Below are 20106 nucleotides of genomic sequence, written 5' to 3'. Positions count from 1 at the left end.
ACTTCTTACTATATAACTTAAAAAGCTAAAACGGATTGTTTTTATATTTAATAAAGTTACAATAAATCAACTAAACGTATTATTTTTGCAAAAAATCTCAAAAGGGGTGCTTGGATTAGGTGTAAGATATGAGAGTTTGGGATGAGGTTTAAAAACATTATTCTTCTACTTCCAAAATCTTAATTCCAAAACTTAAAAAGGCTGAGATCATACCCAATGAACCTGGGCAGGTAATGCTGCCAAGGGAGGGCCGAGCATTAATAAAAATGTTTTGTAGGCATTTTTAAGCGAGGAGCCAGATGTTTTACTATGCAGCTGATATGATAAAAATGGTATGTGAAAGTTGTTGATAAACCATCAAATATTTAATTTAACTTTAGAATAATTACCCCTTTTATTCGTAACACCATCTACGAATGAAAAATAATATACTATGTTTAGTTGTTTTTTTGACAAGCTTCACAAATTGGAGCCAAGAACAACAAAAAGATTCTTTGAATAATCCTGCAGAAGTCCTTGATGAGGTTTTGATTAAATCAGTAAGGGTAGAAGCAGATTCACCAATTACACATTCTAATTTATCTAAAGAAGAGTTAGCGACCCGTAATCTAGGACAGGATATTCCTATTTTACTAAATTATTTGCCAGGAGTTGTATCGACAACAGATGCAGGCACAGGGATAGGGTATACTTATATTAGGGTAAGAGGTAGTGATGCCTCTAGAGTAAATGTTACCTTAAATGGAATTCCCTTTAATGATGCAGAAAGTCAAGGTACGTTTTGGGTTAATCTTCCCGATTTTGCTTCTTCGATACAAGATTTACAATTACAACGAGGAGTGGGAACTTCTACAAATGGCTCTGGAGCTTTTGGAGCAAGTTTAAACCTGCTTACCGATGCGGTATCAGAAACAGCCAATGCAGAAATCTCTAATTCTTTTGGTTCTTTTGGTACAAGAAGACATAATGTAAAATTCAGTACAGGGTTGCTTAATGACCATATAGAAATTGCAGGGCGTTTATCTGCAATCTCATCAGATGGGTATGTAGATCGTGCCTTTGCGGATTTAAAATCATATTTTTTACAAGGAGCTTATTTAGATGATAACACGTTGATCAAAGCTGTTACTTTTGGCGGGCACAATATCACGTACCAATCCTGGAACGGTATTGATGAAGAAACGTTGAATACCAATAGACGTTTTAATCCTATTGGTTTTCAATATGATGCTGAGGGTAATCTAGAAGGATTCTACGGGAATGAAGTTGATGATTATAAACAAGATCATTATCAATTACACTGGAATCAGAAATACAATAACAATTGGTCAACAAATCTTGGCCTTAACTATACCTATGGTCGTGGTTTTTTTGAACAATATGTGGATGAATGGTATTTTGAGAATGTTTTGTTCTCTGATCAGGCAACACTCTCATTTCTAGGGGTAGATCCTGTAACTGTTAATGGGCAGGAAGTTACTCAAACGGATTACATACGAAGACGGTGGTTAGACAATGATTTTTATGTGATCAATGCCTCTGCAAATTACAAAGACAATAATTTTGATATTGACTTTGGGGCTTTTTACAGCCATTATGATGGGGATCATTTTGGAGAAATTATCTGGTCAGAAAACCCAATAGGGTTTCAAAGTGGTGACCGCTATTATTCTGGTAACGGAATCAAAAATGAATTTACTGTTTTTGGTAAAACAACCTATAGAATTAATGATCAATGGAGTGCGTTTTTAGATCTGCAAGGACGTTTTGTGACTCACGAGATTTCAGGATTAACCTCTGCGCGTGTTCAATTGGATGTTGATGAAGACTTTAATTTTTTTAATCCAAAATTTGGAGCGACATTTCAAATCAATACCAATCATCAACTATATGCATCATATGCAAGAGCAAATAGAGAACCTAGAAGAGATGATTTTGAAAATGGGATTACTACTCCAGAGCAACTTGATGATATAGAATTAGGATGGCGATTTACCAAAAATAATACTATTGTAAATACCAATATTTATTATATGTGGTATAGAGATCAATTAGTACTAACAGGAGCACTGGATGATGTCGGTAATCCTATACGAGCCACAAGTGGAGAAAGCTATCGATTGGGGTTAGAGGTAGATGCAGAAATAAAATTATTAGAAAGCCTATCGATCAAACCTAATATAGCTTTGAGTACAAACAAAAACAAAGATTTTGTAGCTCCTGTAGATGGAGTACTTGCTAATTTGGGAGAGACAGATATTTCTTTTTCGCCAGAGGTTGTAGCCGGAAACATGCTGATATATCAACCACCGGTAAAAGGGTTACAAGTCGGTTTCCTGTCTAAATTTGTAGGAGAACAACACCTTAGTAATCTAGGCAATGACGAACTTGTATTAGATTCTTTCTTTGTAAATGACCTTAACATTGTTTACGAAATTAAGAATATACCTGTATTCAAATCTATTGTACTTACAGGTCTGGTCAATAATATCTTTGATGTAGAATATGAATCTAATGGGTTTTCATTTGCATTAGGAGATATAGAAGATAATCAAAGCCCTACAGGTTTTAGAACTCAATATTTTAAAGGATTTTATCCACAGGCAGGGATTAATTTTCTTGTAGGAGCAACTTTGAAGTTTTAAGAGTATTTTATTTTTTGAGTATTGATTCTACTTGATTAAACACGCTGAGGCTTGCTTTAAAATTTCAAAAGTTATTCATTTATCTATACTTCGTAGGCTTACTACGAAGTAGTTGATTAGATGATATAGACAGGTGTTTTTGTAAAGATATATCTGTCAACGAGATAGAATTTATAAATACCTTTGTTATAGAGATTCATTTGTTCGTTATATATTGTATTGATATAAGCTTAAAAATGTAATTGAACCATTCAGGTCATCATAAAATGTGTCTTTAGTATTTGAGTGTGCCTGTTTTAATTTTTTCTAAGGTTTTTTTGTACTCTTCTAGGTTTTTATGATTATTACTTGTTGCAAGCTCTATAGCTTTTGATTCTAATTCGATCGCACGTTCTTTATTTCCTAAAAAATACTCTAGATGTGCATATGTATCTGTATAAAAATGACTTTCAGGAGATACTTCTGCAGTGAGTTTGGACCATTCTAAAGCTTTTAATAAAAGTGTTTTGTCATTGTTATTTTCCGTTACTACTTTCCAGGCCATTGCATTACTCAATGCTGTTATATAATATTTTAAATCATCTATATATGGACAATGACAATCATCATAAAAAGATTTTATTTGTTCATTATAATTTTCGGTTAAAGGCGCTATCTCTTTGAAGAGAGTATTAAAATCATTATAAGTCAATTTACTTTGATTAAATAGATCAAAATAATAGATAAAAATGGTATGAAATTTATACTCGTCAAGTTGGATTAAATTTTCAAAAGTAGGGATTACTATTTCAGGATACTCTTTTTTGGTTCCTTCCCTTTTTAATATTTCTTTGATTACAAAAAAATGGTCTTCTATACTCTTAGTATGTTCATTTTGAATTTTTGATGTCTCTATAGGGAAACGTGACAGGTATAAACAAAACTCATAATGTTCTCGACTAGAGTCATAACTTCCTTTTGCTCCTGAAATGGTTTTAAAAAATGGATAATACGATATAAAATCAAAAGCTAATTCTGCAAAATCCGGATCCAAAGATTGGTCTTGCTTATGTTTTTTAATTAATGTTTTAAGTTCTTTATTAATTTGCGTATAACTAATTTTGGGACAGTTGAATTTAATTTTAGTTTTAAATCTGGTATCTTTTTTTCTACTAGGTTCAACAACATCAATAGTAGATTCGATAAGAATATCTGATTCGTCTTTTGGTCTTTTTTCTATAGCCTCTTCTATAAAACTATGGTCTCTCCATTGTCCTAGCTCCAGAAAATCTTTGGCAGTTATTGTTTTATTGTCGATTTTTTTCTTAAACCGATGCAACGCGTTGGTTGCTAGGATATCATGAGATAATTCTTCGGTCATAGAATTGTATTTTCTATAGAAAATATTCGCACTTATGTTTTCTTCGTATATAATATCTAGATCACTATTAAAAGCAAGCACTTCGTTGATACTTCCCTGCTTGTATTTTTTTAATTCGTTTAAATCGTCAGGCTTTAAATAATAAAGTAAATATCGATCAAGATGATAATCTGATAGGTAGTCAAGTTTAGCATTTCTGTGAATTCGATCAAAAATGAAATGAAAATCATGTATGTCATTATTCCCTAAAAGAGAATTAAATACTAATAATACTTTAGAATCATCACTTTTTAATGTAGCTATAGCTTCGTTTAGGTTGTTGAATTCTTTGTGTTTTTCTTCTCTACTAGATGGACTAATTGTAGTAACAGGTTGATATTTAAACTTTGGGTTATTAAATTTTTTGTAGACTTCTTTTTTTATCGAAAAAGGTATTTTCCAATTAGGAAACGAATCAGAAGCTATTCTTTTTACAGGTTTAGCAGGTAAATTTTTTGTAGAAAGTACTTTCTTGTTAATTTTTAATCCCCCTTCGGTATTAATTTCTGCTATGACAAGTTTTGAGTTATTATCGATGTTGCCTTTGTTGTATATGTATCGATAATCAACATATACATTACTTGTATTTGGGGATAGTTTAAACTGATCTCTGTGAAATTGATCTTTCTTTAAGATTAATTGTATCTCTTCTGCCCTTGGAATTGTAATATTTAATGTTCCGTTAAAGTCAAAAGGCACAATATCTTTAGTGTTGAATAAGAGTGTCTCGTAGCATAGATTTACGTACTTAAAATTAGTATCTGATTTGGTTTTGTAACCCAAATAAACGTCCTGAATATCACTAATACTTGAAGATATATTTCGGCGCATAAAATGGATTGTAATACTATCAGTCTTTGCTCTTGTAGAGTTTTCAGTTATTTTAAATCCCTCATGCTCATGACCAATATTATACAAGAATAGGTATTCTTCATCTTTAATTTTTATCTTGTCATGACTGCCTTTTTCTAGTATAATATCATATGTATTGTCTTCATTCACATGTAATTGAGCTCCGCCAGCATTAGGTGTTCCGTAATAGATAGTTTTGTTTTGTGCTGTGATTGCTACAATTGAAGTGATAAACAGTATAAGTGAAAGTTGTTGTTTTTTGATAAGCATAAGTGATACATTTATTTTTTTACTCGATTATCGAGATTTACGTACTTCGAGGCTTGTTTTAAAACTTCAAAGATATTTACTTACCTATATTTTTTGTGTCTGACTCGAAGTAGTTGACAATTTGAGCAGGTTGGGATAGTATTTCTTTTTCATTTTCATAAATTAATAAGTCTGCTGGTGGTGTATCCATTGCGCCGATAATATTTATTGAGCATACGTATTTATAATTTCCATTATTAAATTCATACCTATGATTTCCTCCGCTACCTTCAAAAAACAATTTCCTGCTTTTGATTATTAAATCAGGCTTTTCGCTCATCTTTGAGTTAATTGACCAAGAAGCATATCTATATGTCTCATTTTCTAATTCATCTATTCTAACTCTAAATTTTTTTGTTTCTAATATTATTACTGGTTGTCTATACTTTTTTAAGGTTTGATGAACTGAGCTTCTGTCGATTTCAATCAACTTTTTTATTTTGGTGCGTTCTGCATCAGATTGATAATTCACACCAAGTAATTTTCCTTCATAATCCAGCCAAAGCGTTCCGTTGTTTAGCATTATTCCTCTCCAACCAACAGCAGACCAATCCTTATCTAAGTTTGACTTTATAATTTCGTTTATCAGGTGATCATCAAAAACCTCGCTATACCAGTTGATAAAATCGGTTTCATCTTTTATATCGGGCAATGGATATTCTCTCTTAAGTGGATATGAGATTAAATTTTGTAATTTTTCGAGATTATGATTTTTAATACAGTTTACAAATATTAAAACAACATCTTTATGTTCTTTTTTTAACTCTTGTCCCGAGCTCGAGTTGAAAATAAAAAAAGAGAGTATAACTATTAAAATAGTCTTTATAGAATAGTATTTCATATTTAAATATAACAAATTTGATGAACCTAAAAAGGAAGCTATATTTTATTATAGACTTACTTAATCTAATGGATAAAACCTATGTAGAGTCTAAGGTCATTTATGATTCTAAAACATTTTACTGATAAAAGATTGGTTGGCAAAAATAAAATCACGAAAGTTTTTGGTTTTGTAACGTGACATATAAGACTGATAATGCTATAAGTTATATTGTCTTTTACGCCAATGATTTATATTTTAGAGAATATAAATACTCACACAATACACTTAAAACTTATACGATGAAATCTATTCTAATATTTGCCGCTATTACCTTATGTATTCTATCAATAATGATTACATATTTAGGACTACAGAGAGAAAATATTATCAATCCACCTGTAATTACCGGTGTTGGATTCTTAATGATTGCAGTTGTTTTTGTAATGCTGAGTAAACGAAAATAATTGTATAAAATTCATGCCCAAAGAAAGGGAGATGACTCGGTTGACCCTTCTGGAAAGTATTGAATATTCTGTATGCCAAATTTTTTAATTTTTCTCAAAAGAACTGATACACATAATCGTATCATTAACATCTACAGGTGGTGTTGCTAACATATATAAAACGATGCCATCTTTTGAAGCTGTGTATTCTTCAAGTACATTTCCAAACTCATCTGTAGTATAGCCAATACTATCGCCTTTACTAACAGTATCACCTGCTTTATATTCACTATAAAAAATTCCTTGAACTTTAGACTTGATATAATCTTGACTATTTCGATAAATTAGTTTTGGGTGAGGACCTGTTCCTTTAGTATACATATTCATAGTAGAAAGCATATTATATACTCCTTTCTTAATCAACTCTACATTGCTTTTCTGCACATTGCCTAACTTACCACATTCAATGCTTAGAGCTGTTTTACCGTCTTGAACAGCTTGTTTGAATGTATATTTTGCAGGTTCTGTATCAGAAATCGTATATGGGTACGATACAACGTATTGAAATCCACTGTTTTCAGAAAGTTTTTTGGCTAAAGCAGTTTGATCCGGCTTTTTCTGATTATTATAATAACATACAAAAGGAATTAAATCTTCGCAGGCATCTCCTCCATGAACATCGAGAAAAACATCGCTTACAGGAATAATATTAGTAGTTATAAAATGCGCAATTTGTTCCGTAATGCTACCATTCTTATTACCAGGAAATGCATTATTTAAATTTTTTTGGTCCTGAGGATTAATAAAAGGTGTTCTGTTAAAAAATGAAGCTTTATTCGCTATAGGAATAATGATTAAAGTCCCTTTAAGTTGTGAGATGTCAATCTCCTTTATAATTTTTTGTATTGCTATTATTGGTGGATATTCAAAACCATGAACACCCGCAATAATTGTGAAAACGGGACCTTCCTCTTCACCTTTTATGACAGAAACAGGCAAGTTTCCTAAATTTCCTTGATCATCAGATAGTTTTATATTGATGTTCTCTTTCGTCGATCTAGAGTTGGTATTAAACGCTTTTTGAAAGATATTTTGAGCTGAGATAGCATGTGTCACAACAAACATCAATAAGGTCAAATATAGTGTTCGCATTTTATTCATGATTTGTGTTAGCAACCTTAGTAATAACGATTGTTAGTATTTTTAAAAATCATTAAAGATAATTGTTTTTAGAATAAGTGTGCTAAAAATATTGAAGTCATCTTGACTTTTTGTTTTTAGCAAAAATCATATAAAACGTGGGCAAATAAGGCTTTTTTGAAGTGTATAGCAGCGATGCAGACAAAAAAAGTAACGATATATTAACTGACTTTAACCATTTTTTAGAGAATAGAAAAAATCAAGATGACTTCATTGTATTGGATATATCAACACATCAAAACCATGAAAATAAATATTATATGCATTTTTCAGCTTAAGATTTATTACCTTTAAGCCTTATATAAACTTTAGGGGTGACCTTTTTATAATAAGGTCTGAGAAATACCCTTTGAACCTGATGCGGTTAGTACCGACGAAGGGAAAAGTCAAACTCATATCAATAAGATATGTGTTTCTTCTTTAGTATATAGGCGTATACTACCTAAAGTTTATGGATCAAATTTTTTTAAGAATGACCGTAAACGTAAACCATCAATCCCAAACGATCCCAGATAATTGTTCTATACAACATCTATTAGCAAATCTTGATATTGCTACAAACGGTATTGCCATAGCGATTAATAATCATATCATTACCAAAGAGCAGTGGGATACAACTCTTATTTGTGATCAAGACAATATTACGATTATCAAAGCAACACAAGGAGGATAGAGAGTAGAAAATAATTAGAGCATCAGCACACAACAAAAACGCAAAACACACAGATATGAAAAAAAAAGATACAGCTCCACAAGATCATACCATTAGTACAACGCCTTTCCCTAATTCTCAAAAAATATACGTTCCCGGTACGATCCATCCTCAGATCAAAGTGGGGATGAGAGAGATTACCCTCAACGATACAGTTGATAGTATGACGGGTAAAAAAACAACCAATCAACCTGTAACGGTTTATGATACCAGTGGGCCTTATACAGATCCTTCAAAAACAATCAATATACACGATGGTATAGAACGCATACGAGAACAATGGGTTCTTGACCGCGGAGATGTAGAAGAATTAGACGAGTTTTCTTCTGTGTATTGCAATCAAAGATTAAATGATGCCAATTTAGACCACTTACGATTTAATCATATTAAGAAACCTAAAAGAGCCAAAAAAGGACTTAATGTTTCTCAGATGTATTATGCAAAAAAAGGAATCATTACCCCCGAGATGGAATATGTAGCCATTCGCGAAAACCAAAAAATACAAGAAGCCAAACGATTGGCAAAACAACACCCAGGGCAAGATTTTGGAGCAAGCATCCCTGATGTGATTACACCAGAGTTTGTAAGAGATGAAATCGCAAGAGGTAGAGCAGTACTCCCTTCAAACATCAATCACCCCGAGAGTGAACCTATGATCTTAGGAAGAAACTTTTTGGTAAAAATAAATGCTAATATTGGTAACTCTGCCACCACCTCAAGTATAGAAGAAGAAGTAGAAAAAGCGGTTTGGGCATGCCGTTGGGGAGCAGACAATATTATGGATCTATCTACAGGAAAAAATATTCATGAAACCAGAGAATGGATCATACGCAACTCACCGGTACCAATAGGAACAGTGCCGATCTATCAAGCATTAGAAAAAGTAAACGGAAAAGCAGAAGATCTCACTTGGGAGATTTTTAAAGATACGCTTATCGAGCAGGCAGAACAAGGGGTAGATTACTTTACGATTCATGCCGGAGTACGATTAGCCTATGTACCAATGACCGCAAAACGAATTACAGGTATTGTCTCTAGAGGAGGGTCAATCATGGCAAAATGGTGTTTGGCACATCACAAAGAAAGCTTTTTATACACCCACTTCGAAGAAATTTGTGAGATCATGAAATCGTATGATGTAGCTTTTTCACTAGGAGATGGGCTTCGACCAGGTTGTATTGCAGATGCTAATGACGAAGCACAATTTGCAGAACTCGAAACATTGGGAGAACTTACCAAAATCGCATGGAAACATGATGTACAAACCTTTATCGAAGGTCCCGGTCACGTACCGATGCATATGATCAAGGCTAATATGGATAAACAACTCGAAGCTTGTGGAGAAGCACCATTTTATACATTGGGACCTCTGACCACAGATATAGCACCCGGATATGATCACATTACTTCGGGTATTGGTGCTGCTATGATCGGTTGGTATGGTACAGCAATGTTGTGTTATGTAACACCAAAAGAGCATTTGGGATTACCTAATAAAGAAGATGTGCGTACAGGAGTAATTACATACAAACTCGCAGCACATGCCGCAGATTTGGCAAAAGGGCATCCCGGAGCACAACACAGAGATGATGCCTTGAGCAAAGCCAGATTCGAGTTCAGATGGGAAGATCAATTTAACCTGTCTTTAGACCCGGAAAGAGCTAGAGAATACCATGACGAGACCTTACCGGCAGAGGGAGCAAAAATTGCACACTTTTGTAGCATGTGCGGACCAAAATTTTGTTCTATGAAAATCTCTCAAGAGGTAAGAGACTATGCAGCACAAAAAGAAATCGAAAACGAAAAGGCGATAGAAACCGGTATGAAAGAAAAAGCAGAAGAGTTCAAAGAAAAAGGAAGCGAAGTGTATTTATAGCCCTTGCTTTATAAATATATTATGTTAATTAGGAGTTGTTTCCCGCTTTTCACTGTATCTTATTTGTGGTTCTAAAACCACAAATAAGGATGCCGTTGCAATCGGGGCTAGAAAACGTAAAGAAATTAGTATACACATAGAATGTTGATAATACTTACCTCAGAAAAAGAATTAGATCACGAAGCTGACCAAATTAACGCTTTGTTTAAAGAAGGGTTACAACGATTACATCTGCGTAAACCTAATTTTAGTGTCGATGGGTATCGAGCACTATTAGATCAAATCGAACCAAAATACTATGATAGGATAATGTTACATCAATTTCACGAATTGACTCAAGAGTATGCGCTAAGAGGGATTCATTTACAGGAACAACCCCGATTAGATTTAGGAGATGCCTTAGATGTGACTTTAAAAGTATATGCAAACAAAAACCTGAAAGTATCGAGTTCTTTTCATAGTAAAGAAGATATTGTAGCGTGCAAAGGTAAGTTTGAGTATGTATTGCTGAGTCCGGTGTTTAGTTCTATTTCAAAAGTGGGTTATGAGGGTAAAGGGTTTGATGTAACTGACCTTGATGAATATGTAATAGGTATGGGAGGCATTAATGAAAAAACGCTGCAAGCTACTTTTAATCTTGGATTCAAAGGTGTTGGTGTACTTGGAGGAATATGGAATGCTGAAGATCCTTTAGCAAACTTCAACAAAATTCAGGCAGTATATCAAAACGTGTCTGTCTGATCATATTAAAGGCGATTACAAACAATAGAACAACAAGCAGGTGAACTAAACACTGAATACAAATGAAAAATCGGCCAAATATACTTACAATTGCAGGATTCGACCCCTCGGGAGGGGCTGGTATTTTGGCAGATATCAAAACCATAGAATCCCTAAAAGGATATGGTGTAGCTGTCTGTACAGCAAATACAATTCAGAATGATATCAAATTTTTATCTTGTGATTGGGTAAACAAAGATATTATTAAAGAACAATTGGATAGTATTTTAGAACGCTTTACAATATCATTTGTAAAAATAGGGGTTGTTAAAAACTGGAAAACGCTTCATTTTATCATTGACCATATACTGGATAAGGTTCAAAATATTAAAATTATTCTGGATCCGGTTTTAAAGTCAAGTACAGCATATGCATTTCAGAACCCTGATCAGGATAAAGAGTTGAATCATGAGTTTGATAAAATTTTAGAAAAAATACATCTTATTACTCCTAATTACAAAGAGATACAAATGCTATACCCCGATCAAACCATTGATGAGGCTATCAAACATATATCTTGTAGAACTCATCTGTTTTTAAAAGGAGGACATAGAGAAGATGCTATTGGTAAAGATGAGCTGTTTACAACAACAGGAAAACATTATATCCTAAACCCCAAAGGAAATAAATGTTCAGAAAAACATGGTAGCGGCTGTGTACTTTCATCTGCGATCACCACATATCTAGCGTTAGGGTATCCATTATTAAAATCATGCCTTAAGGCAAAACGGTATACAGAGAAAATATTAAGTTCTAATGATACCTTATTAGGTTATCATAAAATGTGAAGGGAACATAACATTAAGAATAATAAGGGAGGTAAACTAAAATGTGAATACATCAAAAAATGGCAAAGGAAAAAGAGTCTAAATTAACAAGAAGCCCAAAACTGCTAAAATCATCATTACTGAGTAATGAGCGGTTTAGCCTACAATATATTTCTCAGGGCGAAACACCACAAGAACATCTACAAAATATCAAGAAAGTTTGTGAAGCAGGATGTAAATGGGTGCAGTTACGTATCAAAGAAGAAGATTTAGCAACCTATATACACACAGCTATAGAAGCTAGAAATATTTGTGATGCGTATCAGGCAACCTTTATTGTGAACGATGATGTAAGTGTGGCAAAAGTAGCCATGGCAGATGGCGTACATCTGGGCAAAAAAGATATGTGTGTAGAAGAAGCCAGAGATATTCTGGGAGATGATTATATTATTGGAGGTACAGCCAATACCGCCGAAGATTGCGCACAACATATACGAAATGGAGTGGATTATATCGGTCTAGGGCCTTTTAGACACACTACGACCAAAAAAAACCTAAGCCCAATATTAGGAATTGAAGGATATAAAAAAACGATAGAGAAGTTGAAAAGAGAAGTGCACCGTAGCGTTCCAATCGTGGCAATCGGAGGCATTACACAAAACGATATCGATAGTATTTTCAGATTAGGATTCAAAGGGATTGCTGCTTCTGGATTGCTAACGCATACTTCTGATTTAAAGCAAAAAATACAGGATATAAAGATGCTGATAATGGCATATTACTAGTACATTAAATTTATGGATACCTTAACAATTGCAGATAGAGAATTTTCTTCTCGTTTATTTACAGGAACAGGAAAATTCAGCTCCTCTTTACTAATGAAAAATGCATTGCTGGCTTCGGAGAGTGAGTTGGTAACGGTTGCTTTAAAACGTGTGGATGTACATAATGATGAAGATGACATTTTAAATCATCTGGATCATAAAAATATACACTTATTACCCAATACCTCTGGAGTAAGAGATGCAAAAGAGGCTATTTTTGCAGCGCAGCTGGCAAGAGAAGCTTTAGAAACCAATTGGATTAAGCTCGAGATACATCCTGATCCTAAATACTTGCTTCCTGATCCTATAGAAACTTTAAAAGCTGCAGCAGAGTTAGTAAAACTCGGTTTTGTAGTTATGCCTTATATTCATGCAGATCCGGTACTATGCAAAAGATTAGAAGAGGTAGGAACGCAGTGTGTGATGCCACTAGGCGCACCAATTGGAAGTAATAAAGGATTAAAAACATTAGAATTTCTAGATATTATTATAGATCAAAGCACTGTACCTGTTATTGTAGATGCAGGTATCGGTAGCCCTTCTCATGCAGCTCATGCTATGGAAATTGGCGCAGATGCTGTCTTGGTAAATACTGCAATTGCAGTTTCTCAAGACCCTGTATCCATGGCAAAAGCCTTTAAGATGGCAGTAAAAGCAGGTCGAATGGCATATAATGCAAAATTAGCACCAATCCAAACGCATGCAGATGCCAGTAGCCCATTAACAAGCTTTTTGACGGATAGAGCTATTAACTGATAAGCTTTTTAGCCAATAGCTGAATAAAGTAAAAACAGGTAGCCAAATACTAAAAACTAAAAGCTAAAGGAATAATGACCACATTCAAAGACACATATGACCAGTATGATTGGAACGATATATTATCAAGTATTCTTTCAAAAACTGAAAAAGATGTTATACAGGCACTTACTACTTCCAAAAGAGATTTAGAGGACTTCAAAGCTTTGATTTCTCCGGCAGCAAAACCATATTTGGAACGCATGGCACAAGTGAGCAGTCAATTGACCAAAAAACGTTTTGGTAACACCATACAAATGTATGCGCCTATGTATTTGAGTAACGAATGCCAAAACATATGTACGTATTGTGGTTTTAGTATGACAAATAAAATCCCAAGAAGAACATTAACAGATCAAGAGATTCTTAAAGAAGTAGCCTATCTAAAATCCAAAGGATACAATCATATTCTTCTAGTAACCGGAGAGGCTAATAAGACAGTAGGAGTATCTTATATTGATCATGCTATACAACTGATACAATCAGAATTTGCCAATATCACAATCGAAGTTCAACCGCTTGACCAAAATGATTATGAAACCCTTATCAAAAGTGGTTTATACGCTGTTTTGGTATATCAAGAAACCTATAATAAAAGTGAATATAAAAAACATCATCCTAAAGGTAGAAAATCAAATTTTGAATATAGATTAGAAACTCCTGATCGATTAGGAAAAGCCGGAATACATAAGATTGGACTAGGAGCTTTGTTTGGATTAGAAGATTGGAGAGCAGATAGTTTTTTTACAGCTTTACATTTCAAATATCTTCAAAAAACATATTGGAAAACCAAATATTCTATTTCATTTCCCAGATTAAGACCGCATAGTGGCGGATTAGAGCCAAAAGTAGCCATGACAGATGCAGATTTAGTTCAGTTGATATGTGCTTTTCGCCTATTGGATGAAGACTTAGAGTTATCAATGTCTACTCGCGAAAGTGAGATTTTTAGAGAGCATATTGTTCATTTAGGGATCACTTCTATAAGTGCAGAATCCAAAACAAATCCCGGAGGCTATGTTGTAGAGCCTCAATCTTTAGAACAATTTGAGATTTCAGACGAAAGACCTACCGAAGAAGTTGTAGCCATGCTAAAAAATAAAGGGCTAGAAGTAGTTTGGAAAGATTGGGATCATTGGAGTTGAAACGTACTCTTTTAGTATACTAGCTTGGCGCTATTGCTTTGTGTATAGAAAAGAATTTCCATCACAAATCCCTTCGAGTTCATTTTTTAATACGTTGTCTGTAGTAAGTATCAAAAGCTGTTGATTATCAGGTAAGGCGCCACAATTAAAAAACACAACATCCGGCGCATACGTTAGCTTGATAAGTGTAAGAATTTCAGGGCTTTCTACTTCATAACTTTCATCGGTATCCACCAATACATATTCTCCTCTAAGTTCGTTACGTACTTTATCTTCGATGGCAATTCTTTGAAACGTACCATCGTTATCAAATACATAAGAATGTGTTTGATTAGGGTCAGGTTCAGACATTCCCCCAAGAGAATTGTTTATGACTTTACTCAGGTTCCATTTTCCTACTACCGTTTCGTTTTCCAAACGTAGATTATCGTCATCACTACAACCCAATATACTAATTAGTAAAACAATAAGTAAAGTAACCTTTTTCATTTGTGTTTGATTTTACTATCAAATAGATGATATTATAACAAAAAGGTTGCTTAAGGCTTTTTTTACTATGTATAATAAACTTTATTTAGTTATCTGTGTTTTCGTAATAGTATAGATAAAGATTTTAGTTGCTAATGGTTAGATTGTTACCATTTCTAGAGACGCTATAAGACAATAAAGGCAAACCACCCTCTCCCTTAACTTGTTGTCCAAAAGAAGGAATGTCATATTCATTATCATTACCACAGTTGGACAAAGCCCTTGTTGCTTGTACATCTAATGCAGAACAATCACTTAGAGGAATATTAGGGTCACTAAGCTCATAAGCAAAAAACTGGTCAATGTTTTGTCTGTATATAATAAGCCCTCTGATGCCTCGGCCATTTGCACGATCAACAGTGATACCTCCTGGTGCTCTTAATTCTACATATTGAGGTAGATCAAGGTTGATCTGAACAGTAAACGATTGATTGGGCAAATTAGGGTTTCTTTGATTGTTATCGTCGCTACTACAAGCTACAACTAAAAAAAGACTCATGATCAGCAATATATTCTTCATAGATTTTTGTTTTTCTTTTCAAAAAAGCATGTAAAGCGCTAAATTAATCAATAACATGCTTCAAAAAAGGTTTTTAACTTTGTGTTTACTAATAAAAGTTATTGTTTTACCAAATTGCTCAAATTTATGATCTTCAGTAAATTTTTTGCTATATTTGAATTACGATCCCATTCGCAATGGGATTTTTTGTATTTATATAAACGATGAAGTTATGAGCAAAGTATCTTATTATACTGCAGAGGGGTTAAAAAAATTAAGAGATGAACTAAGTCTTCTTAAAGACATTGAACGTCCAAAAGCTTCTCAAGCAATAGCAGAAGCTAGAGATAAAGGAGATTTAAGTGAAAATGCTGAGTATGATGCCGCAAAAGAAGCTCAGGGATTATTAGAAATGAGAATTTCTAAATTAGAAGAGACCTTAGCAAATGCGCGTATTATAGACGAATCTCAATTAGATACCTCAAAAGCATTGATACATTCTACTGTGAAGATCAAAAACCAGACGAATGGTGCAGAGATGGTATATAAACTAGTGGCACAAAGTGAAGCGGATTTAAAAACAGGAAAAATATCTGTAGATTCTCCTATTGGTAAAGGTCTACTAGGAAAAAGTGCAGGAGAAATAGCCGAAATAAAAGTGCCAAATGGAGTGATGAAGTTTGATGTTTTAGAAATCTCAAGAGAATAAAACACGCTATTTTTTATCAAAAAAAATAAAAACCCTCTTTTTAATTTTTAAAAAGAGGGTTTTATAGTTTAGACTTACAGATAAATAAACTATATTTCCACATCGTAAACCAGCTAATTTTTGTTTAAATGCCTACCCTATTTACTAAAATTGTAAATGGCGAAGTACCGTCATATAAGATTGTAGAAGATGAAAAGTTTTATGCTTTTTTAGATATCAATCCAAATGCGCAAGGACATACACTGTGTATTCCTAAAAAAGAAGAAGATAAGATTTTTGATCTAGAAGAAGATTTGTATGTAGACCTTATGCGTTTCTCTAGAAAAGTAGCTTTGGCTTTAGAAAAAGCAGTCGCTTGCAAACGGGTAGGGATAGCAGTAGTAGGATTAGAAATACCTCACGTACATGTACACTTGATTCCTATTAACGAAATGAAGGACATGACTTTTCAGCATAAAGTAAAGATGTCTCCAGAAGAATTTGAGGCGCTGGTAAAGAAGATTCAATCAAATTTATAGCGATGCTTGAATCAGAGTTTAAATTGTCTCTCACTCTCCGGATAGATTGGAGTGAGATGGATACCTATCAGCATGTTAATAATGTAAACTTTATGAAGTACATGCAAAGTGCACGTGTTCAATTTTGGGAAGTGACAGGATTATCTAAACTTTATCAAGAGACTAAAAAAGGTCCAATGCTTGTTTCTACACATTGTGATTTTAAAAATCCATTATTTTTTCCGGGGAATGTTGTCATAAAAACAAAAGTTGAATTTATAAAGAATTCTAGTTTTGGGTTATATCACAAGTTGTTTAACGATGACAATGTACTTTGTGCAGAAGGTCATGATGTTGCAGTATGCTTCAACTTTAATACAAATAAAACATTTAGTATTACAAACGATTTGAGAGCAATTATGAAAAAATACTAATTTTTATACTCCTAACCCTATAAGTTGTGGTTGATATAAGAACAGGTAACCACTTACAAATACAAGGATAGATAGAACTAACAATGCATAAAAAAGTCCTGTAAATTTCATAGAACCAGGTTCTTTTGTGATCGTTTTTTTATGATAATCATAAACACGTTCTATATCTAATGTCCACTGACCAGGAAAAATTGTACTTTCACATTTATGGCATTGAATACTTTCTACAATTTTTTTATCGGTTTTAATCAAAAATCTTGATTTTGACCTTTTTTGCTTAAAAGATAACACCATACCGTCTTTAGAATAACACTCGGGACAATTATTAGTGAGTGGAGTTTCTTTTAGAATAATATACTCAGTTTCCAACGTTATTTTATTTTGGTTATGTATCATAAATAACGTTTTGAAAAAAGCATTCTTATATTTTAAGAATTATTTACCAAATACTTGGTCATAAATTTAGATGAAATATTGTGGTTTTTGGATGGGTGTTAACTTTAGATAGTTACACCCGATTTGCGAAGTGTAATTTGAAAAGTAGTCCCTTTGCCAATATCAGATTTTAGGACTTTGATTTTTCCTAAGTGGTATTCTTCAATGATTCTTTTGGCTAGAGAGAGTCCGAGGCCCCAACCACGACTTTTTGAGGTATAACCCGGTTCAAAAATTTTAGTAAACTTACTTTTAGGAATTCCTTTTCCGGTATCTTTAATTCTTATAAAAACTCTTTTGGCATCATCAGTAAGGTCAATTTTTAAATCTCCTTTTCCTCTCATAGCATCAATAGCATTTTTTACCAGGTTTTCGATTGTCCAACCATATAATTGAGAATTGAGCGATACAGAAATAGGCTTGTCGGGCAAATCAAGAGAAAAGTTGATCAGTTTTGAGCTTCTGGATTGAAGATATGTATATGCGTTTTGAGTTTCTTTTACAATATCTAATTCTTCTAGATTTGGAATTGAACCAATTTTAGAGAAACGCTCTGTAATTACTTTGAGTCTCTCGATATCTTTATCAATTTCTTTAATATAATCGGGATCAACATTTTCTGCTTTCAAGATCTCGTTCCATCCCACCAAAGAAGATAAGGGTGTACCGATTTGATGGGCGGTTTCTTTAGCCATACCTGCCCACAATTTATTTTGTTCACTAGCTTTAGACGTGGTAAAAAAGAAATAGATCACACCAATCAATAAAAATATGATGATAGCAATTGTCATTGGATAGTACTTCAATTTATTTAAAATATCAGAATTACCATAATATATATATTGCTCGGTCTCTTTGAGATCTAATTTTATAGGTTTATTTTCAGATTTTAATTTCTTTAGAAAAGACTTAAGTTTACTTTCACTATCCAGAACATTTGTAGCAATATTCTGAAAATAGCTATGATCAGGTTTACCTAGAGAATCTCGAATAAAATTTCCATTAGAGTCGGTAATGATGATAGGGATAGATTTGTTTGTCGCTCCTATAACAATTGATAATTCAAGATAATCGTCAGACTGTTCGCTATTCAACGCTTTTTGTGATTGTGCCCATATTTGAATTTTTGTACGCTCATCATCTTTAAGACGTTGCATAAAAAGTGATGTATTCCACAAAACAAGTCCTGTGATCACCAGAACTGCTATAATAATGAAATAACTAGAAAAATGACGTTCGTCTGAAAAATTCATATTTGTTAACTAAATCTTAAAATATAACGTTAAAATATAGTTTTATTGTGAATAAAAACTTGTTTGAAGATAAATCATCCAGCAATTAACAACAGATAGTTGTATAAATGACACATTTTAACTTGATATTAAGTAAAAACAGTTGGTTTTTGTAGTCATTAATACATTGATAATAGTCAATTCTAATCTAGAAAATAGCTCATCAATATTATAAACATAATACAAGATTAAATCATATTTTATATCTATTTATCAAGCTAAACTTTGGTTATATTTGTCAAAATATATGAAGAAAAATATGATTACTGTTGATCCAAAACAAATTAGCACCGGAAAACTGCATGGGATACTTCTAGGTGCTGTAGGACCAAGACCTATAGCTTTTGCAAGTACCATTGATAAGGATAATAATCCAAACTTATCTCCTTTTAGTTTTTTTAATATTTTTAGTGCAAATCCACCAATACTTATATTTTCTCCTTCTAGAAGAGTAAGAGATAATACAACAAAGCATACTCTTGAAAATGCTAAATCTACAGAAGAAGTAGTGATTAATATTGTTAATTATGATATCGTACAACAAATGTCTCTCTCTAGTACAGAATATGCCAATGGAGTAAATGAGTTTGTTAAATCAGGGTTAACAATGGTTTCTTCAGAAAAAGTGAAGCCATATAGAGTTGGAGAATCTCCTGTTCAGTTTGAATGTAAGGTAAACCAAATTATACCTATGGGAGAAGAAGGTGGTGCAGGAAACCTAGTAATATGCGAAGTTCTGTTGATACATATCAATAAAGATATTTTGGATGAAAACGAAAGTATAGATCAACATAAAATTGACCAGGTTGCACGTATGGGAGGCAACTGGTATACTAGAGCAAACCTAGGAATGTTTGAAGTGCCTAAGCCACTAAGAACTATGGGTATAGGTATAGATGCTCTTCCTGAAGAAATCAAGAATAGTAAGATTTTTACAGGTAATGATTTAGGAAAATTGGCTAATGTAGAAAGTATGCCTGAATATGACGATGCAAGGATATTTGTTGATAAACATATTGATATTAAAGATAAAATTGAACAAGGTGATCTAATAGAAATTCATAAATTTGTGAAACTGTATTTAGATCAAAATGACATAGATACAGCATGGAATATTTTAGCAGCAAAACAATAATATAACA

Annotated in this window: 20 protein-coding genes and 1 riboswitch; of the genes, 13 read left to right on the top strand and 7 right to left on the bottom strand. The window is 33.2% G+C overall.

All coding sequences use genetic code 11. From position 1 onward, the window contains the following. Positions 1–416 precede the first annotated feature (416 nt). Complete coding sequence (locus FHK87_RS08295) at positions 417–2645, top strand: TonB-dependent receptor (protein ID WP_140592213.1); 2229 nt, start codon at positions 417–419, stop codon at positions 2643–2645. A gap of 274 nt (positions 2646–2919) precedes the next feature. Here the strand turns inward: FHK87_RS08295 and FHK87_RS08290 are convergent, their stop codons facing one another. Beyond that, entirely contained in the window at positions 2920–5166 is a 2247-nt protein-coding gene (locus tag FHK87_RS08290; RefSeq protein WP_140592212.1) for a hypothetical protein, read from the bottom strand. Between the two features lie 76 nt (positions 5167–5242). After that, the gene (locus FHK87_RS08285) at positions 5243–6046 is read right to left on the bottom strand and encodes a hypothetical protein (RefSeq protein WP_140592211.1); all 804 of its coding nucleotides are present in this window, start codon (positions 6044–6046) and stop codon (positions 5243–5245) included. A gap of 281 nt (positions 6047–6327) precedes the next feature. Here FHK87_RS08285 and FHK87_RS26150 point away from each other — a divergent pair, with 281 nt between their 5' ends. Further along, positions 6328–6492 carry a hypothetical protein gene (locus FHK87_RS26150; RefSeq protein ID WP_226294150.1) on the top strand — a complete coding sequence of 55 codons (165 nt, stop codon included), beginning with the start codon at positions 6328–6330 and terminating at the stop codon, positions 6490–6492. 84 nt (positions 6493–6576) lie between these two features. On the opposite strand, the gene FHK87_RS08280 is transcribed toward FHK87_RS26150, so the two are convergent. Further along, on the bottom strand, positions 6577–7623 hold the full coding sequence (locus tag FHK87_RS08280) for a succinylglutamate desuccinylase/aspartoacylase domain-containing protein (protein WP_140592210.1): 1047 nt from the start codon (positions 7621–7623) through the stop codon (positions 6577–6579). Positions 7624–7971: 348 nt separating this feature from the next. Continuing rightward, positions 7972–8070, top strand: a riboswitch (TPP riboswitch). A gap of 52 nt (positions 8071–8122) precedes the next feature. On the opposite strand from FHK87_RS08280, the gene thiS reads away from it, so the two are divergent. The 7 genes from thiS to thiH all read left to right on the top strand — a co-directional run bounded on the left by thiS (position 8123) and on the right by thiH (position 14570). Continuing rightward, entirely contained in the window at positions 8123–8344 is a 222-nt protein-coding gene (gene thiS / locus FHK87_RS08275; protein WP_226294149.1) for a sulfur carrier protein ThiS, read from the top strand. 55 nt (positions 8345–8399) lie between these two features. Then, a complete protein-coding gene (gene thiC, locus FHK87_RS08270; protein WP_140592209.1) occupies positions 8400–10259 on the top strand; it encodes a phosphomethylpyrimidine synthase ThiC in 1860 nt (619 codons plus the stop codon). A 141-nt stretch (positions 10260–10400) separates the two neighbouring features. After that, entirely contained in the window at positions 10401–11000 is a 600-nt protein-coding gene (locus FHK87_RS08265; protein ID WP_140592208.1) for a thiamine phosphate synthase, read from the top strand. 62 nt (positions 11001–11062) lie between these two features. Continuing rightward, positions 11063–11827 carry a hydroxymethylpyrimidine/phosphomethylpyrimidine kinase gene (locus FHK87_RS08260; protein WP_140592207.1) on the top strand — a complete coding sequence of 255 codons (765 nt, stop codon included), beginning with the start codon at positions 11063–11065 and terminating at the stop codon, positions 11825–11827. A 59-nt stretch (positions 11828–11886) separates the two neighbouring features. Next, the gene (locus FHK87_RS08255; protein WP_140592206.1) at positions 11887–12591 is read left to right on the top strand and encodes a thiamine phosphate synthase; all 705 of its coding nucleotides are present in this window, start codon (positions 11887–11889) and stop codon (positions 12589–12591) included. Between the two features lie 12 nt (positions 12592–12603). Then, the gene (locus FHK87_RS08250; RefSeq protein ID WP_140592205.1) at positions 12604–13386 is read left to right on the top strand and encodes a thiazole synthase; all 783 of its coding nucleotides are present in this window, start codon (positions 12604–12606) and stop codon (positions 13384–13386) included. A 74-nt stretch (positions 13387–13460) separates the two neighbouring features. Beyond that, a complete protein-coding gene (thiH, locus tag FHK87_RS08245) occupies positions 13461–14570 on the top strand; it encodes a 2-iminoacetate synthase ThiH (RefSeq protein ID WP_140592204.1) in 1110 nt (369 codons plus the stop codon). A gap of 30 nt (positions 14571–14600) precedes the next feature. On the opposite strand, the gene FHK87_RS08240 is transcribed toward thiH, so the two are convergent. Together FHK87_RS08240 and FHK87_RS08235 are read right to left on the bottom strand one after the other, a co-directional pair. Continuing rightward, the gene (locus FHK87_RS08240; protein WP_140592203.1) at positions 14601–15059 is read right to left on the bottom strand and encodes a hypothetical protein; all 459 of its coding nucleotides are present in this window, start codon (positions 15057–15059) and stop codon (positions 14601–14603) included. A 124-nt stretch (positions 15060–15183) separates the two neighbouring features. Continuing rightward, the gene (locus FHK87_RS08235; RefSeq protein WP_140592202.1) at positions 15184–15618 is read right to left on the bottom strand and encodes a hypothetical protein; all 435 of its coding nucleotides are present in this window, start codon (positions 15616–15618) and stop codon (positions 15184–15186) included. Positions 15619–15829: 211 nt separating this feature from the next. On the opposite strand from FHK87_RS08235, the gene greA reads away from it, so the two are divergent. The 3 genes from greA (at position 15830) to FHK87_RS08220 (ending at position 17237) form a co-directional block, all read left to right on the top strand. Next, complete coding sequence (gene greA / locus FHK87_RS08230) at positions 15830–16306, top strand: transcription elongation factor GreA (protein WP_140592201.1); 477 nt, start codon at positions 15830–15832, stop codon at positions 16304–16306. Between the two features lie 128 nt (positions 16307–16434). Next, the gene (locus FHK87_RS08225) at positions 16435–16824 is read left to right on the top strand and encodes an HIT family protein (RefSeq protein WP_140592200.1); all 390 of its coding nucleotides are present in this window, start codon (positions 16435–16437) and stop codon (positions 16822–16824) included. Positions 16825–16826: 2 nt separating this feature from the next. Beyond that, positions 16827–17237 (top strand): acyl-CoA thioesterase, encoded by a 411-nt coding sequence (locus tag FHK87_RS08220; protein ID WP_140592199.1) that lies wholly within the window; start codon positions 16827–16829, stop codon positions 17235–17237. Between the two features lie 3 nt (positions 17238–17240). Here the strand turns inward: FHK87_RS08220 and FHK87_RS08215 are convergent, their stop codons facing one another. Beyond that, positions 17241–17633 (bottom strand): hypothetical protein, encoded by a 393-nt coding sequence (locus FHK87_RS08215; protein ID WP_140592198.1) that lies wholly within the window; start codon positions 17631–17633, stop codon positions 17241–17243. Positions 17634–17737: 104 nt separating this feature from the next. Continuing rightward, complete coding sequence (locus FHK87_RS08210) at positions 17738–18925, bottom strand: sensor histidine kinase (RefSeq protein ID WP_140592197.1); 1188 nt, start codon at positions 18923–18925, stop codon at positions 17738–17740. Positions 18926–19223: 298 nt separating this feature from the next. Here FHK87_RS08210 and FHK87_RS08205 point away from each other — a divergent pair, with 298 nt between their 5' ends. Next, complete coding sequence (locus FHK87_RS08205; protein ID WP_140592728.1) at positions 19224–20099, top strand: flavin reductase family protein; 876 nt, start codon at positions 19224–19226, stop codon at positions 20097–20099. The last annotated feature ends 7 nt before the right edge of the window (positions 20100–20106 follow it).

It is taken from the genome of Aquimarina algicola (assembly GCF_006443095.1).
Classification (GTDB): Bacteria; Bacteroidota; Bacteroidia; order Flavobacteriales; family Flavobacteriaceae; genus Aquimarina; species Aquimarina algicola.
This window is presented reverse-complemented; position numbering and strand designations above follow the sequence as displayed.

What these genes read in the sequence shown, in the direction of transcription:
- FHK87_RS08240 (WP_140592203.1), bottom strand. Translation starts at nt 15,059, where the DNA reads ATGAAAAAGGTTACTTTACTTATTGTTTTACTAATTAGTATATTGGGT.
- FHK87_RS26150 (WP_226294150.1), top strand. Translation starts at nt 6,328, where the DNA reads ATGAAATCTATTCTAATATTTGCCGCTATTACCTTATGTATTCTATCA.
- FHK87_RS08205 (WP_140592728.1), top strand. Translation starts at nt 19,224, where the DNA reads ATGATTACTGTTGATCCAAAACAAATTAGCACCGGAAAACTGCATGGG.
- FHK87_RS08260 (WP_140592207.1), top strand. Translation starts at nt 11,063, where the DNA reads ATGAAAAATCGGCCAAATATACTTACAATTGCAGGATTCGACCCCTCG.
- FHK87_RS08220 (WP_140592199.1), top strand. Translation starts at nt 16,827, where the DNA reads ATGCTTGAATCAGAGTTTAAATTGTCTCTCACTCTCCGGATAGATTGG.
- FHK87_RS08265 (WP_140592208.1), top strand. Translation starts at nt 10,401, where the DNA reads ATGTTGATAATACTTACCTCAGAAAAAGAATTAGATCACGAAGCTGAC.
- FHK87_RS08295 (WP_140592213.1), top strand. Translation starts at nt 417, where the DNA reads ATGAAAAATAATATACTATGTTTAGTTGTTTTTTTGACAAGCTTCACA.
- thiH (WP_140592204.1), top strand. Translation starts at nt 13,461, where the DNA reads ATGACCACATTCAAAGACACATATGACCAGTATGATTGGAACGATATA.
- FHK87_RS08250 (WP_140592205.1), top strand. Translation starts at nt 12,604, where the DNA reads ATGGATACCTTAACAATTGCAGATAGAGAATTTTCTTCTCGTTTATTT.
- FHK87_RS08235 (WP_140592202.1), bottom strand. Translation starts at nt 15,618, where the DNA reads ATGAAGAATATATTGCTGATCATGAGTCTTTTTTTAGTTGTAGCTTGT.
- FHK87_RS08255 (WP_140592206.1), top strand. Translation starts at nt 11,887, where the DNA reads ATGGCAAAGGAAAAAGAGTCTAAATTAACAAGAAGCCCAAAACTGCTA.
- FHK87_RS08215 (WP_140592198.1), bottom strand. Translation starts at nt 17,633, where the DNA reads ATGATACATAACCAAAATAAAATAACGTTGGAAACTGAGTATATTATT.
- thiS (WP_226294149.1), top strand. Translation starts at nt 8,123, where the DNA reads ATGGATCAAATTTTTTTAAGAATGACCGTAAACGTAAACCATCAATCC.
- FHK87_RS08225 (WP_140592200.1), top strand. Translation starts at nt 16,435, where the DNA reads ATGCCTACCCTATTTACTAAAATTGTAAATGGCGAAGTACCGTCATAT.
- thiC (WP_140592209.1), top strand. Translation starts at nt 8,400, where the DNA reads ATGAAAAAAAAAGATACAGCTCCACAAGATCATACCATTAGTACAACG.
- FHK87_RS08285 (WP_140592211.1), bottom strand. Translation starts at nt 6,046, where the DNA reads ATGAAATACTATTCTATAAAGACTATTTTAATAGTTATACTCTCTTTT.
- FHK87_RS08210 (WP_140592197.1), bottom strand. Translation starts at nt 18,925, where the DNA reads ATGAATTTTTCAGACGAACGTCATTTTTCTAGTTATTTCATTATTATA.
- greA (WP_140592201.1), top strand. Translation starts at nt 15,830, where the DNA reads ATGAGCAAAGTATCTTATTATACTGCAGAGGGGTTAAAAAAATTAAGA.
- FHK87_RS08290 (WP_140592212.1), bottom strand. Translation starts at nt 5,166, where the DNA reads ATGCTTATCAAAAAACAACAACTTTCACTTATACTGTTTATCACTTCA.
- FHK87_RS08280 (WP_140592210.1), bottom strand. Translation starts at nt 7,623, where the DNA reads ATGCGAACACTATATTTGACCTTATTGATGTTTGTTGTGACACATGCT.